Raw genomic sequence first — 13,806 nt, 5'->3', positions numbered from 1 at the left:
CGCATGTCGGCCTTGACCTCGTCGATGGCCGCCATCTGGTCGGGCGTCTCGGTGAACGGGAACGCGTCCTCCAGCTCGCGCTGCCACGGGGAGTCCGCGCCGAACGCGTGCCCGGGCGCGGACTGGCGCGCGGCGTAGAGCTGGACCAGTTCCGCGGCGATCTGCTTGACCGCTCGCTTGGCCTTGGACTTCGTGTTCTTCCAGTCGGAGCCGCCGAGTTTGTTCAGCGACGGCAGCTCGCCGCCGACGTAGCGGGATACCTGGTCGAGCTGGTCGGTCGGCACGAAGAGCCGGTCGCCGGGCTGGCCGCGCTTGGACGAGGCGTACTCCAGCACGAGGTACTCGCGGGTGGCGCCGGCGACCGTGCGCTGGACCATCTCGATGTAGCGGCCGATGCCGTGCTGCTCGTGGACCACGTAGTCGCCGTTGCGCAAGGCGAGCGGGTCGACCGCGTTGCGCCGCCGGGAGGGCATCTTCGCCGACAGGTCACGGGTGGACGTGCCGTGCCGGCCGCCGGTCAGGTCGGTCTCGGTGAGCACGACGAGCGCGCGGTCCGGGACGCCGAAGCCCTCCTCGATCGCACCCCGGACCACCGTGACGACCCCCGGCGGCGGGGGCGTGGGCAGCCCGTCCTCGGCGAACGTGGCGGGGACCTCGGCGTCGGCGAGCTGCTCGACGGCGCGGCGGGCGGTGCCGGCGCCGGGCACGACGAGGACGGCGGCGCCGCCGGTGGCGGTGTGCGCGCGCAGGTCGGCGAAGGCGCGGGTGACGTCGCCGCGGTAGCCCTCGACCGGGCGGATGTCCAGCGCCACCACGGCTTCCTCGGGCGTGGTGAGCTGCGAGAGCGTCCACCACGGGTGGCCGGTGTCGCGGGCGTGCGTGGCGACCTCGGCGAGGTCGCGGTAGGCGGACCGGCCCAGGTCGAGCGGACCCCTGCCGCCGCCCGCCGCCGCCATCCACGCGGCCTCCAGGAACTCCTGGCCGGTGCGGACCAGGTCGTGCGCGCGGGTGCGGACCTTCTCCGGGTCGACGACGAGCACGTGCGCGCCCTCGGGCAGGACGTCGGTGAGCAGCTCCAGCTCGCCCTCGCAGAGCACGGGGATGAGGGCTTCCATGCCCTCGGTGGGGATCCCGTCGGCGAGCTTGGTGAGCATCTCGGCGAGGTGCGCGTCGGCCGCATGCCGCTCGGCCAGCTCCGCCGCGCGGGCGCGGACGTCGTCGGTCAGCAGCAGCTCGCGGCACGGCGGCGCGGTGAGCTCGCTGACCTCCACCGGCAGGGACCGCTGGTCGGCGACGGCGAACTGGCGGAGCTCGGTGACCTCGTCGCCCCAGAACTCGACGCGGACGGGGTGGTCGGCGGTGGGCACGAACAGGTCGAGGATGCCGCCGCGGACGGCGAACTCGCCGCGCTTCTCGACCATGTCGACGCGGGTGTAGGCGAGGCCGACGAGGCGGTCGATCAGCTCGTCGAAGTCGTGCTCGGTGCCGACGGCGAGGTGGATCGGGTCGAGCCGGCCCAGGTCGGGGGCCATGGGCTGGATGAGGCTGCGCACAGTCGCGACGACGACCTGCGGCGGGTCGCCGGTGGCCAGCCGGTGCAGGACTTCCAGGCGCCTGGCGACCGTGTCCGCGCGGGGCGAGAGGCGCTCGTGGGGCAGGGTCTCCCAGGACGGGAAGTCGTCGACGGTGTCGCGGCCGAGCAGGTCACGCAGGGCCGCGGTGAGGTCGTCGGCCTCGTGCCCGGTGGCGGTGACGACGAGGACTGTCGTCTTGGCGGCGAGCGTGGCGGCCACGAGTGGGCGCGCGGCGGTGGGGCCCTCCAGCTCGAGGTTCGCCGTGCCGACGGCGTCGCGGACGGTTGTGAGGGCGGGGTCGGGCAGGACGGCTTCGAGCAGACCGGCGAGCGGGCTGGCATGGGACAAGGCGGACACCCCTGGTTCGAGCACGCGCGGACATACCCCTGCCCGGGACGAGCCCGTGGGAGGGGTTCTCGCTTACCAGCCTACGTGGGGGGACCGACAGAATTTTCGCGGCAGGTCAGCCGCAGTGGCCCAGCAGCGAGGTCCAGGCGGACTCGGGCACAACGAGCACCGGACCGGCCTGGTTCTTGGAGTCCCGCAGCGCAGCCGCCGGCCCGCTCAACGCCACCTCGACACACGCATCGTTGCCGCCACCTTCGCCCCCACTGAAGCTGCTCTTCCGCCACCGGGCACCGGCCAGGTCCACAGTGGACACCATGGATCGCCTCTTCCTCATCGAGATCACAGAGCGTCGGCTGCCCGTTCGATCAGGCCCAGCGACTGCGCATCGTCCAGCGCGAGCGAACGGAGATACTCAAACCGTAGTTTAGCTTCGCGCACCTGCTCGCCCCTGCCCTTGTGCTCATGCCCGACCGCGTGCTGGAGATGAAGGATGCTGGGCTGGCTGTGCGACGAGAAGTCCAGGACGATGACACCCCCATACATCCCCTCCCTGGCCATCGCTGAGGCCGGCAGAACCCGCAAGCTCACGGTCGGGAGTTCGGTGACCAGAGCGAGATGACGGAGTTGCGCGAGCATCACGTGCTCGCCTCCGACTGGATAGTGCAGAGCGAACTCGTGGATGACCGCGTCCAGCCGCAACGGGTGTTCCTCGTCGGTCAGCCGCTCCTGCCGTATCAGGCGCACTGCCAACTGGTTGTCGATCCAGTCCGCGGGCCTCGATCGACGGCCCGACCGAAGCAATGCCTCGGCGTAGTCGGCTGTCTGCAGGAGGCCGGGGATGAAGCTCAGTTGATACTCGCTGATCAGGCTGGCGCCGGCCTCCAGGGCCACGAAGTCGCTGTCGGAGATGCCGTACTGCTTCCACCAGCCCTTGCGCCTGGCCTGCCGGGACATCTCCATGAGGTCGTCGAAGCGCTGGTCGTAGACGTCCATCATGGTGCGCAGGTGGTGCACGGTAACCAGGCCCTGGCCCTGCTCGTACCGGCTGAGCGAGCTCTTCGCGACCTCCAGCCGCGCGGCGGCCTCCTCCAGGTTGAGGCCCACCGACAGGCGTGCGGCTCGCAGCCGCCGGCCCATCTCCCGCCGCAGCAACACGGGACTGACTTGCGCTGCGAGGGCCTGGAAGGACGCCTTCCTGACGTTGGGCGTCAGGAAGGCGTCCTTCCTGGCACTAGAACCGCGGCGGCCGCTTCTCCAGGAACGCCCGCACGCCTTCGGCGTAGTCGCCGCTGGTCACCGAGGACTCGTAGAGCGCGTGCACGGACTCGTCCTCGTCGAAGCGCCCGTCGGTGATCCGGCCGATGATCGTCTTGGCACCGCGCACGGACACCTGCGAACGGCTCGCCATCGTCGCGGCGAGCTCGGTCGCGCGGGCCACCGGGTCCGGGCACAGCTCGTTCACCAGGCCGATCCGCAGGGCGGTCGCCGCGTCGAGGATCTCGCCAGTGAAGAGGATCTGCCGTGCCCACGACGGACCGACTGCGTCGACCAGCCGCTTGGTGGACGTGGCGCTGTAGACGATGCCGAGCTTGGCCGGCGTGATGCCGAACCGCGCGTCGTCGGCGGCCACGCGCAGGTCGCAGGCAAGCGCGAGCTCGCAGCCGCCACCCACGCAGACACCGGTGACCGCGGCGATCGTCGGTTTGGCCAGCGTGGCGATCGCGCGCTCACCGGCGTGCACGGCGGCGCCGTAGCGGCGGACGCCGTCGGGGTCGGCGCGCAGCGTGGTGAACTCGCTGATGTCGGCGCCCGCCGAGAAGTGGTCGGTGCCGCGGATGACGAGCACGCGGAGGTCGTCGGCGTCGTCTACCTTGCCGAGCAGTGCCGGGAGCGCGGACCACATGTCGAAGCTCATCGCGTTGCGCTTGGCCGGGCGGTCGATTGTCAACGTCGCGACGTGGCCGTCGGTCTCCAGGCGCAAGCTCACGCGGCCACGGTAGCCAGCTCGGCGAGCACCGCGGCGACCGCGGGGTGGTCCCGGCCGCCGGCTCGGGTGCAGGTCAGCAGCTTGCGACTGGGCGCCCCGCCGGCCAGCGGCACCCGGGTGATCGGCAGGTGCGGCGGCAGGTACGCGAGGCGCGGCGCGAACCCGACCCCGAGCCCGTTGGCGACGAGGTGCGCCATCGCGTTCCACTCCAGCGCGTTGTGCACGACGTTCGGGGTGAAGCCGGCCGCACCGCACGCGGACAGCGCGTACTGGCGGCAGGTGCACGCGACCGACGGCAGGATCCACTCCTCCCCGGCGGCCTCGACGAGGCGGACCGAGCCCCGGCCCGCCATCGGGTGCTCGGAGTGCACGACGAGGTCGAAGACGTCGTCGATCAGCGCCTGCTGGTCGAACCGCGGGTCGCCTGCCGTCGGGTTGTCTACTGTGGACTCGAGCACGGCGAGGTCCACGGCGCCGTCGAAGAGCAGGTCGAACCCGGTCTGCTGCTCCGCTTCCTGGATGTGCACGGCGAGCCGCGGGTACTTGGCGCGCAGCGGGGCGACGGCGGGTGCGAGCAGCATGGCCACCGCGGTGGGGATGCCGCAGAGGCGAAGCAGCCCCGCGGGCTCCTCGCGTGCGGTGCGCAGGTCGATCTCGGCCTGCTCCCAGCGGGCCTCGATGGCGTCGGCGTGTGAGAGGAGCCGTTGCGCGGCAGGCGTGAGGCGGACCTTGCGGCCGTGCGGTTCGAGGAGGGTGATGTCGAGCTCGCGGCCGAGCTGCCGGATCTGCTGGGAGGCGGCCGAGGTGGTGAAGTGCATGGCCTTCGCGGCGGCGGTGATGGTGCCGTAGTGCGAGACGGCGCGCAGGACGCGGAGCCGGCGCAGGTCAATCATAAAGCCGATGCTTCACGGTAATGTTCGGAAAGTCAACGTGGACGTACACGTTCGGCGGCGCCACGCTGGAGCCATGACCTACTGCCCCCACTGCGGATGGCCAGACTCGGAGCCGTTCCAAATCGTGTCCCGGCACCGCACCCGCGACGGTCAGACCCTGTGGAGCCGCTGCAGCTGCGGCTCCCTGCAGGTACGCGTGGTAGCGGGCACCTGCTCGAGAATCGTGGCCCGCAGCCGCCCGGCCGCCTGACCACCGCGCCCTAGGGTTGCGTGTCGCTCGTCGGTGTCGTGGCGATCGCGTGGATCTCGTCGATGATGGCGGGCCGCAGGTCGCGCGGCAGGTCGTGGCCCATTCCCGGATAGGTGACGAACCGTGCTCTCGGGATGGCCCCGGCGGTTGCTCGTCCGGCTCGGACCGTTTGCAGCGGGTCGGCCTCTCCGGTGATGACGAGGGTCGGAGCCTGGATACGGGACAGCTCCGCTCGCCGGTCCCCGGATGCGAAGACCGCTGCCGCCTGGTGTCGGAACGCGGCGAAGCCGGCTCGGTGTTCGTACGTCTGACGACCGAGCTGCCGAGCACTATTCAAAACAGGCCCGCAGCGTGCCCGAGCGCTGCTGATCCGGAGTGTTTTGAATAGTGCTCGCCTTGTCAGGCAAGGGCTTCGCGGAGTGCCTTCAGGTCTTCGTCGATCTTCGGCTGCTGGTCCTCCAGCTGCGTTCGGCACTCGACCAGCGCGGCGACCCTTTGCTCGACGTCCTTGGCCAGGCTTCCGTGCCTCGCCGCCGCGCTCGCGGCGGCGTCGCGGCGGTCGCGGACGTCCGCGCGCCACTGGACGGCCGCCACGATCGGTGCGGCGAGCGCGACCACGAGCCAACCCCAGCCGGCCACCACCGCCAGCACCAGGAACACCACCGCCACGCCGAGCGCCACGCCCACGGCCATCCGCCGGTGACCGGACACCTGCGCGCCGGCGTCGATGCGGGACCGCAGCTGCGCCAGGGATCCCTCTTCCGGGCCGTCCGGCGTGACCGTCAGCTGACCGTGCCGCGTGCGCGCCCGCACCCGGTACGGCGCGTCCGCGCGAGCCGTCGCGGCGAGGCGCTCGGCCGCCGCCAGCACGAGGTCCCCGCTGATCCGCACGGCCGCCGCGCGCCGGCCGGGGTGCTCGGCGTCGTCGGCGTCCTTGCGCAGCAACGCGATCGTCTCCCCCGCCGACCCGTCCCACGCGGGCGGCTCGCTGCCCCCCTCGATGACCACGCGCAGCTCACGCTCCCGCGCCAGCAGCGGCTGCTCGACCGGACTCCCCTCATCGATCAGCAGCTCGACCACCGTCCGTATGTCGGGCTCGACCTCCAGCGCCGGCTCGTTCGTGTACCCGGCGAGCCCCTCCTCGACCCACGCCCGCATCGCCGAGAGCCTCGCCGCCGCCGACAGCGCCGAGCCCAGGTTCTCGACGCCCTCGAAGTCGCGAGGCACCGGCGCCACCATCTTGCGTACCGTGCCGACCGCCCGGAACGTCTCGGCGGCCGCCGCGCGGTCGCCGTCGGGCAGCGCGCGGACGAACTCGGTGCCACGCCGGCGCACCAGCTCCCAACCGGCCTCCCCGAAGAAGCCGTCTGCCGCGAGTGTCCACACGGCACGCTGGTAGCGCGACATCGTCGCGGCCGGCATCGGCAGTGCCTCGGAGAGCATCGCGGCGGTCACCGTGCCGCGTCCGCCGAGCAGGCCGGTGCCGAGCACGTGGAACACCGCGGCGCGGTGCGCGTCACGCGCCTTGGCCAGGTCGAGCGAGTCGGTGTCGGCGACCCCGTCGACCGCGACCCGCAGCGCGACCAGCGCCGGCGCCAGCCAGTATCCGTCCACATCGGACACTTCGCCGTCCGGGCCGACGCCCTCGAGCAACTGGCGGGCGTGGTGGCGAATCCGGCCCTGTGCGTCGAAGAGCCCGAGCGTCACCCGCAGGTCGCTGATCTCCACGAACGCGTCGAACGCCGCGGACAGCCGGTTCAGCCGCTGCTCGAGCGAACCTCTGACCTTGGACAGCTCCGCGTTCAGCCGGCGCTGGGACGACTTGGCCGACGCGAGTGAGGCGCTGACCGCGTACAGGTCGTCCTGCAGGCCACGCAGTCGCTTGTTCTGCTGATAGTCGGTCCACCAGTTGTCGCTCACCTGATCTCTCCCTCACCACGGGCCCGGATCCTCACACGAGTGCGACGCGGCACCCGGCATTCTGGACCCATGGCACACCGGGCAGGTTTCCTGGTCCTAGCACTCACCATGGCCGCGCTCACCGCGTGCACCGACGCGCCTGCCGAGCGTGACGTCGGCGAGGTTCCGCAGAGCGAACCGTCGTCGACGCCGACGCCACCCAGCAGCACCGAGACGCCCGGCCTGCTCGTCGAGCAGGTGGCCGGCGGGCTCGAACACGGCTGGGACATCGGGTTCCTGCCCGACGGCAAGGTGCTCGTCACCCAGCGGCCCGCGCGCATCGCGCTGCTCTCCAGCGCCGAACCCGGCGCGCGGGTCACGCAGGTGAAGGCCGAGCTGTCCGACGTGTACGTGTCGGGCGAGGGCGGGCTGATGGGCATGGTCGTGCACCCCGACTTCGAGCAGACGCGCCGGTTCACCACGTGCCAGACGCACACCGAGAACGGCGACCCGGCCGACATCCGGCTCGTCACGTGGCGGCTCGCCGAGGACGGCAAGATCGCGACGCGGGAGAAGGAGCTGCTCACCGGGCTGCCGCTCAGCACCGGCCGGCACTCCGGCTGCCGCCCGACGATCGGCGCGGACGGCATGCTGGTGGTCGGCACCGGGGACACCGCGCAGGGGTCGATCTCGCAGGACAAGACCAGCCTGGGCGGCAAGGTGCTGCGACTGGACCTGAACACCGGTGAGCCGGCGCCGGACAACCCGTTCATCGACGCGGAGAACCCGCGCGAGCGGTACGTGTACAGCTACGGCCACCGCAACATCCAGGGCGTCGCGATAAGGCCGGACTCGGACCAGATCTACACCGCGGAGCACGGCCCGTCGTCGAACGACGAGGTCAACCTGATCCAGTCCGGCGGCAACTACGGCTGGGATCCCTCGCAGGGCGGCCGGGTCGGCGGCTACGACGAGAGCGTGCCGATGACCGACCTGCAGCGGTTCCCGGACGCGGTGCCGGCGAAGTGGCAGTCGGGTGAGACGACGGAGGCGGTCTGCGCGGCGACGTTCCTGGAGGGCGACCAGTGGGGCGGGCTGAACGGCGTGCTGGTCGTGACCGCGTTGAAGGGTGCCAAGGTCATCCTGCTGACGCTGACCGACGCCGGGGACGTGGCGTCGGTCGCGATCCCGGAGGAGTTCAACAACCGCTTCGGCCGCCTGCGAGCCGCCCGCAGCGGCCCCGACGGCGCGCTGTACATCACGACAACCAACGGCTCGGACGACAAACTCCTCCGCATCACCCCCCGCTAACCCCGCGAGTCCGACACTCGGAACCCGCGAGTCCAACACTGCGAACCCGCGAGTCCAACGATCGGAACCGCGAGTTCCCCGAACCGGACACGCGAGTCCCCGGCCCGGGCTCGCGAGTCCCCGCTCGCGGGAACCGAAACGTCAACTCGCCAGACCGGAGCGTTGGACACACCGGTCCGGAACGTTGGACTCGCGGGGTTAGCGGTGGGATTCGCGGAGTTCGGGCTTGCTCTCCAAGTGGTGCAGGCCGTTCCAGGATAGGTTGACCAGGTGCGCGGCCACCTCCGTCTTCTTGGGGCGCCGCGAGTCCAGCCACCACTGGCCGGTCAGCGCGACCATGCCCACCAGCGCCTGGCTGTAGAGCACCGCGAGCTTCGGGTCGTACCCGCGCGCGCTGAACTGCCGGCCCAGGATGTCCTCCACCTGGCGCGCGATGTCGTTCAGCAGGGACGAAAAAGTCCCCGTCGCCGAGGCGACGGGGGACGCGCGAACCAGGATCCGGAAGCCGTCGGCAGAACCCTCCACGTAGTCGAGCAACGAGACGGCCGCCCGCTCGAGCAGCAGCCGCGGATGGGCGTCCTCGGCCAGCGCGGTCGTCATCGAGGTCAGCAGGTAGTGCATCTCCCGGTCGACGACGACCGCGTACACACCCTCCTTGCCGCCGAAGTGCTCGTACACCACCGGCTTCGACACGTTCGCCCGGTGCGCGATCTCCTCGACCGACGCGCCGTCGAAGCCCTTCTCCGCGAACAGTGACCTGGCCACGTCGAGCAGCTGCTGACGCCGCTCCTCACCGCTCATCCGGACACGCGGCACGGGGGCACCGGACCGACCCGCCGGCGCCCGGACACGCTCTCGCCGCCGGGGTGCCACCTGCGTCACCCTACGGGCAACCCCCGACAGGCCGCGGCTGGACTACTCCGCGCCGACGGTGATCTTCGCCAGTCGCTGCCGCGTCGGCCACCGGACGTTGTACACCCAGCCCAGCTTCTCGAAGATCCAGATGATCCGGGCCGACGTGTCGATCTGGCCGCGCTTGACGCCGTGCCGCGCGCAGGTCGGGTCCGCGTGGTGCAGGTTGTGCCAGCTCTCGCCGAAGGACAGGATCGCCAGCGGCCAGAAGTTCGCCGCCTTGTCGCGGCTGACGAACGGGCGCTCGCCGATCATGTGGCAGATCGAGTTCGTCGACCACGTGACGTGGTGCAGGATCGCCACCCGCACGAAGCCCGCCCAGAAGAACGCGGTGAACGCGCCCCACCACGACCACGTCACCAGCCCGCCGATCAGCGCCGGCAGCGCGAACGTGAGCACGGTCCACAGCCCGAAGAGGTTGTTCACCCGCACGATGTCCTTGTCCGCCAACAGGTCCGGCGCGAACCGCTCCTTGTTCGTCAGCGAGCGGTCGAAGGTCCAGCCCATGTGCGCGTGCCAGAAGCCCTTGGCCAGCGCGAGCGGCGACGTGCCGTACAGCCACGGCGAGTGCGGGTCGCCCTCGCGGTCGGAGAACGCGTGGTGGCGCCGGTGGTCGGCCACCCAGATGATGGGCGGACCCTGCACGCCCATGGAGCCGGCGATCGCGAGGAACACCCGCAGCCCGCGCTTCGCCTTGAACGAGCCGTGCGTGAAGTGGCGGTGGTAGCCGATCGTGACACCGAGCCCGGTGAAGTAGAAGAAGAAGACCGCCAGTCCGACGTCGAGCCAGCTCAGCCCCCATCCCCAGGCCAGCGGGACGGCCGCGATCAACGCCGCGAACGGCACCAGGATGAACATGTAGACGGCGAACTGCGTCCACCCGTTGCGCCGGCCGACGGTGATCGGCTTCGGACCCGGCGCCGGGGCACCGTCCCCACTCGAGGTCTCCTGGAGGGTCGTCGTCATGTGTACCTCTGATACGTCGTCGGGTCGATTGTCGATCCGGTAAGGCCAGCCTCGCCTACGGGGCCGTAACCTACGACAGCGTAAGTACATCTCGGCCCCCCACGCCAGAGCGGATGCCAATTGTGGAATGAGTGATCCAGGTCACACCCATTTGGCCGCACTCGTCCGGCCGGTCGCCGGGTACTACTGCCCCCGCGCCAGCATGCATGCCACGATGTCCAACCGTGGGTGTTTCACCGCGCCCACGGTCCGCCGTGGTGTAAAGGCAGCACCTCAGATTTTGGTTCTGATGGTCCAGGTTCGATCCCTGGCGGCGGAGCTGCCGGCGGAGCGGTACAACGAACACGAAGGTGGACGGCCAAGCGTGGATGGCGGCGGCGAGCGAGAGGACGTCGACCTGCCTGCGTTGGACGAACGGTCCGACGCGTGGCTGGTGGGACGCGCGCGTGAGCTGCTCGCGATCTCCCAGGTGAGCGGCCGCGGCGCCCGCTCCCGCTATACCGACGAGGTCGACCGCCTCCTGGCCGAGGCCCGCCACCGCGGCGAGCCGCGCATGGTGGCCCAGCTCCTGCGCGCGGCGGCGGTCATCCGCGTGAACGACGCCGAGCAGGCCGCCTCCGTGGAGGCCGAGACGATCGTCGACGAGTTCCTCGCGCACTCCACCCGCCACGAGTTCCTCGTGCTGCAGGCCGACGCGCACGCGTTGTGCGCCAAGCGGTTGCTGCTGGCCGGCGCCGAGGACGTCGCGCTCACCGAGGCCGCGGTCGGCCTCGCCATGCTCGACGAGAAGGTGCCGATCGACGCGTCGTTCGGCCCTCGGGTGTGGGACGTGCTCATGGCGTCCACGCTCATGGACCTCGGCCTGGTGCTGATGGAGCTCGGCGTCTACGAGGTCGGCGACCAGGTCATGCGCCGCGCGCACCGCCACATCCGGGGCGGCGCCGGCCCGCACGACATCTCCGTGCACCTGATCACCCGCTGCCGCATGCAGCTGGTCTGGGGCATGCGGCTGGAGCGGATCGGCGAGGACGAGCAGGCCGCGGAGCGGTTCGCCCGGGCGGCGGCGATGGCGAGCGACGTCGAGTCGCCCTTCCGCGAGTCGCTGTTCCCCCGCCGCACCGACCTGCCGGCCGCCGACCAGCTCGCGGTGCTCGGCGCCGCGCACGCCCTGGCCGCGCCCAGCCCGAGCCACGTCGACCGGCTGAGCGCGCTGCTGGACACCGCCGTGCCGCGCGAGGTGATCTTCGTGGCCGTCGCGCTCGCCCGCTGCCTCGAGCGCGACCAGCGCACCGACGCGGCCGTCGAGATGCTCACGAGCGTGCAGAAGTGGCTGGACGACACCGCGGCCGAGCCGGCCCTGCTGCTGTGCCTGATCCGCGAGTACGCCCGGCTCTCCGGCGGGGGCGAGGACGGCGACCGCACGATCTGCGCGCTGCAGGGCTACGTCGCCGAGCTGGAGAGCCAGCTGTGGGCCATGCGCGAGTCGCGCGCGGCCACGCTGGCCACCCGCCGCGAGCACGAGCGGCTGGCCCGCCGGCACGGCACGGTCGCCAAGCAGGCGTTGCAGGACCCGCTCACCGGCCTGCCGAACCGCCGCGCGCTGGACGAGCGGCTCGCCGAGCTGTCCGCGGACGCGCACGGGGGCGGCGGCCCACTCGCGATCGCGCTCGTGGACCTCGACGGGTTCAAGGGCGTCAACGACCGGCTCTCGCACGCCGAGGGCGACGACGTGCTGCGGGTCGTGGCGAGCACCGTGCGGGACACCCTGCGCGGCAGCGACATGGTGGCCCGCTACGGCGGCGACGAGTTCATCGTGCTGCTGCCCGGCGCGCCGCTGCTCGCCGCCGCGGCCGCACTCCGCCGCGCCGTGATGGCCGTGTCCACGCTGCCGCACGACCTCTCACACGGCGTGACGCTGTCGGTCGGCGTGGTCTCGCTGCGTCCCGACGAGGGCACCGCCCGTGCGCTCGCGCGCGCGGATGCCGCCATGTACCAGGCGAAACGCAAGGGCGGCAACGACGTCGTGGCCATCGCCTCGGCCGAGGGCGACGGTCCGGAGGTACCAGTTCAGGACGACTCCGGCGAGCACGACCCCGCATGGGTGATCCCCGAGGCAACGTAGGATCGGTTTCCCGGCGACGCTACCGGGGCAATCCGATCACACGCCAAAGGGAGACAGCTGATGCTCGAGGGCTCCACAGGGCTCGGCGAAGTCAGCACGATCATCCTCGCCGCCGGCGAGGGCACCAGGATGCGTTCGGCCATGCCGAAGGTGCTGCACCGGCTGGCCGGCCGCTCGCTGGTCGAGCACGCCGTGCGCGCCGCCGCCGGGCTTCCGCCGCGGCGGATGGCGGTCGTGGTCGGGCACGGCCGCGACGCGGTCACCGAGCACCTGCACGAGATCGCGAAGACCATCGACACCACCGTGACCGTCGCCGTACAGGCCGAGCAGCACGGCACCGGGCACGCGGTCCGCTGCGGGCTCGACGAGCTGCCCGCGGGGCTGACCGGCACGGTCCTGGTCACCTACGGTGACGTGCCCCTGCTCGACACGGGCACGCTGTCCGCCCTGCTCGCCGAGCACACCACGGCCGGCAACGCGGTCACCGTGCTGACCGCGTCGGTCGACGACCCCAACGGTTACGGCCGGATCGTGCGGGCGGCGGACGGGTCGGTCGAGGCGATCGTCGAGCAGAAGGACGCCACGCCCGAGCAGGCCGCGATCCGCGAGATCAACTCCGGCGTGTACGCGTTCGACGCGGCCGTGCTCGCGGACGCGCTGGGCCGGCTGTCCACCGACAACGCGCAGGGCGAGCAGTACCTGACCGACGTGCTGGCCATCGCGCGCGGGGACAGTTACCGGGTCGGCACGTGGGCCTGCGCCGACCGGTGGCTCGTGGAGGGCGTCAACGACCGCGTGCAGCTGGCCACGCTCGGCGCCGAGCTCAACCGCCGGCTCACCGAGCACTGGATGCGGGCGGGCGTCACGATGGTCGACCCGTCGACGGTGTGGCTGGACGCGGGTGTCGAGCTGGCGCGCGATGTCGTGCTCGAGCCGAACGTGCAGCTGCGCGGCGCCACCACGGCCGGCGCGGGCGCGGTGATCGGACCGGACACGACGCTGACCGACGTGCGAGTCGGCTCGGGCGCCAGGGTCGCGCGCACGCACGGCAGCGAGGCGGAGATCGGCGACGGCGCGAGCGTCGGCCCGTACGCGTACCTGCGGCCGGGCACCGTGCTGCACGACAGCGGCAAGATCGGCACGTTCGTCGAGGTGAAGAACTCCGAGATCGGCCGGGGCACGAAGGTCCCGCACCTGTCCTACGTCGGCGACGCCACCATCGGTGAGTACTCCAACATCGGCGCGGCCAGCGTCTTCGTCAACTACGACGGGGTGACCAAGCGCCGCTCGACGGTCGGGTCCTACGTGCGCACGGGATGCGACAACATGTTCGTCGCGCCGGTGTCCGTCGGCGACGGCGCCTACAGCGGGGCCGGGGCCGTGCTGCGCAAGGACGTTCCACCGGGCGCGCTCGCGGTGTCGGGCGGCCCGCAACGCAACATCGAGGGCTGGGTGCTGCGCAAGCGACCGGGCACACCCGCGGCGGAGGCCGCCCAACGAGCACTCGGGAACGCCTCGCCCGAGGCGGAGGAATCATGACTCCC

Annotated in this window: 11 protein-coding genes and 1 tRNA gene; 4 read left to right on the top strand and 8 right to left on the bottom strand. The window is 71.6% G+C overall.

The window, feature by feature from the left end; all coding sequences use genetic code 11:
- From ACRDTB_RS24850 to ACRDTB_RS24825, 6 genes are all read right to left on the bottom strand, one after another.
- On the bottom strand, positions 1-1,922 hold a 1,922-nt coding region (locus tag ACRDTB_RS24850; protein WP_431434036.1), incomplete at its 3' end, for a CarD family transcriptional regulator.
- A 115-nt stretch (positions 1,923-2,037) separates the two neighbouring features.
- The gene (locus ACRDTB_RS24845; RefSeq protein WP_431434034.1) at positions 2,038-2,256 is read right to left on the bottom strand and encodes a DUF397 domain-containing protein; all 219 of its coding nucleotides are present in this window, start codon (positions 2,254-2,256) and stop codon (positions 2,038-2,040) included.
- Positions 2,257-2,261: 5 nt separating this feature from the next.
- On the bottom strand, positions 2,262-3,077 hold the full coding sequence (locus tag ACRDTB_RS24840) for a helix-turn-helix domain-containing protein (RefSeq protein WP_431434033.1): 816 nt from the start codon (positions 3,075-3,077) through the stop codon (positions 2,262-2,264).
- Between the two features lie 76 nt (positions 3,078-3,153).
- The gene (locus ACRDTB_RS24835) at positions 3,154-3,909 is read right to left on the bottom strand and encodes an enoyl-CoA hydratase/isomerase family protein (RefSeq protein ID WP_431434031.1); all 756 of its coding nucleotides are present in this window, start codon (positions 3,907-3,909) and stop codon (positions 3,154-3,156) included.
- Positions 3,906-4,802 carry a LysR family transcriptional regulator gene (locus ACRDTB_RS24830; protein WP_431434029.1) on the bottom strand — a complete coding sequence of 299 codons (897 nt, stop codon included), beginning with the start codon at positions 4,800-4,802 and terminating at the stop codon, positions 3,906-3,908. The genes ACRDTB_RS24835 and ACRDTB_RS24830 overlap by 4 nt, the downstream gene beginning before the upstream one ends.
- A gap of 649 nt (positions 4,803-5,451) precedes the next feature.
- Positions 5,452-6,972 (bottom strand): hypothetical protein, encoded by a 1,521-nt coding sequence (locus ACRDTB_RS24825; RefSeq protein ID WP_431434028.1) that lies wholly within the window; start codon positions 6,970-6,972, stop codon positions 5,452-5,454.
- A gap of 69 nt (positions 6,973-7,041) precedes the next feature.
- Between ACRDTB_RS24825 and ACRDTB_RS24820 the strand changes: the two genes are divergently transcribed.
- Positions 7,042-8,262, top strand: a complete 1,221-nt coding sequence (locus tag ACRDTB_RS24820) for a PQQ-dependent sugar dehydrogenase (RefSeq protein WP_431434026.1) — start codon at positions 7,042-7,044, stop codon at positions 8,260-8,262.
- Positions 8,263-8,460: 198 nt separating this feature from the next.
- Here ACRDTB_RS24820 and ACRDTB_RS24815 read toward each other — a convergent pair whose 3' ends face one another.
- Positions 8,461-9,063 carry a TetR/AcrR family transcriptional regulator gene (locus ACRDTB_RS24815; RefSeq protein ID WP_431434025.1) on the bottom strand — a complete coding sequence of 201 codons (603 nt, stop codon included), beginning with the start codon at positions 9,061-9,063 and terminating at the stop codon, positions 8,461-8,463.
- A gap of 114 nt (positions 9,064-9,177) precedes the next feature.
- On the bottom strand, positions 9,178-10,140 hold the full coding sequence (locus ACRDTB_RS24810; RefSeq protein WP_431434023.1) for an acyl-CoA desaturase: 963 nt from the start codon (positions 10,138-10,140) through the stop codon (positions 9,178-9,180).
- A gap of 248 nt (positions 10,141-10,388) precedes the next feature.
- Between ACRDTB_RS24810 and ACRDTB_RS24805 the strand changes: the two genes are divergently transcribed.
- From ACRDTB_RS24805 to glmU, 3 genes are all read left to right on the top strand, one after another.
- Positions 10,389-10,459: transfer RNA gene (locus ACRDTB_RS24805), tRNA-Gln, on the top strand.
- Entirely contained in the window at positions 10,430-12,262 is a 1,833-nt protein-coding gene (locus tag ACRDTB_RS24800) for a diguanylate cyclase (RefSeq protein WP_431434021.1), read from the top strand. Before ACRDTB_RS24805 ends, ACRDTB_RS24800 begins: the two co-directional genes overlap by 30 nt.
- Positions 12,263-12,322: 60 nt before the next feature.
- Positions 12,323-13,801, top strand: a complete 1,479-nt coding sequence (glmU, locus tag ACRDTB_RS24795) for a bifunctional UDP-N-acetylglucosamine diphosphorylase/glucosamine-1-phosphate N-acetyltransferase GlmU (protein ID WP_431434020.1) — start codon at positions 12,323-12,325, stop codon at positions 13,799-13,801.
- Positions 13,802-13,806 lie beyond the last annotated feature (5 nt).

This window comes from Actinophytocola sp. (assembly GCF_050699935.1).
Lineage (GTDB): Bacteria > Actinomycetota > Actinomycetes > Mycobacteriales > Pseudonocardiaceae > Actinophytocola.
This window is presented reverse-complemented; position numbering and strand designations above follow the sequence as displayed.

Coding starts and splice junctions, on each gene's coding strand:
- ACRDTB_RS24830 (WP_431434029.1), bottom strand. CDS start 4,802: ATGATTGACCTGCGCCGGCTCCGCGTCCTGCGCGCCGTCTCGCACTAC.
- ACRDTB_RS24800 (WP_431434021.1), top strand. CDS start 10,430: ATGGTCCAGGTTCGATCCCTGGCGGCGGAGCTGCCGGCGGAGCGGTAC.
- ACRDTB_RS24845 (WP_431434034.1), bottom strand. CDS start 2,256: ATGAGGAAGAGGCGATCCATGGTGTCCACTGTGGACCTGGCCGGTGCC.
- glmU (WP_431434020.1), top strand. CDS start 12,323: ATGCTCGAGGGCTCCACAGGGCTCGGCGAAGTCAGCACGATCATCCTC.
- ACRDTB_RS24815 (WP_431434025.1), bottom strand. CDS start 9,063: ATGAGCGGTGAGGAGCGGCGTCAGCAGCTGCTCGACGTGGCCAGGTCA.
- ACRDTB_RS24810 (WP_431434023.1), bottom strand. CDS start 10,140: ATGACGACGACCCTCCAGGAGACCTCGAGTGGGGACGGTGCCCCGGCG.
- ACRDTB_RS24820 (WP_431434026.1), top strand. CDS start 7,042: ATGGCACACCGGGCAGGTTTCCTGGTCCTAGCACTCACCATGGCCGCG.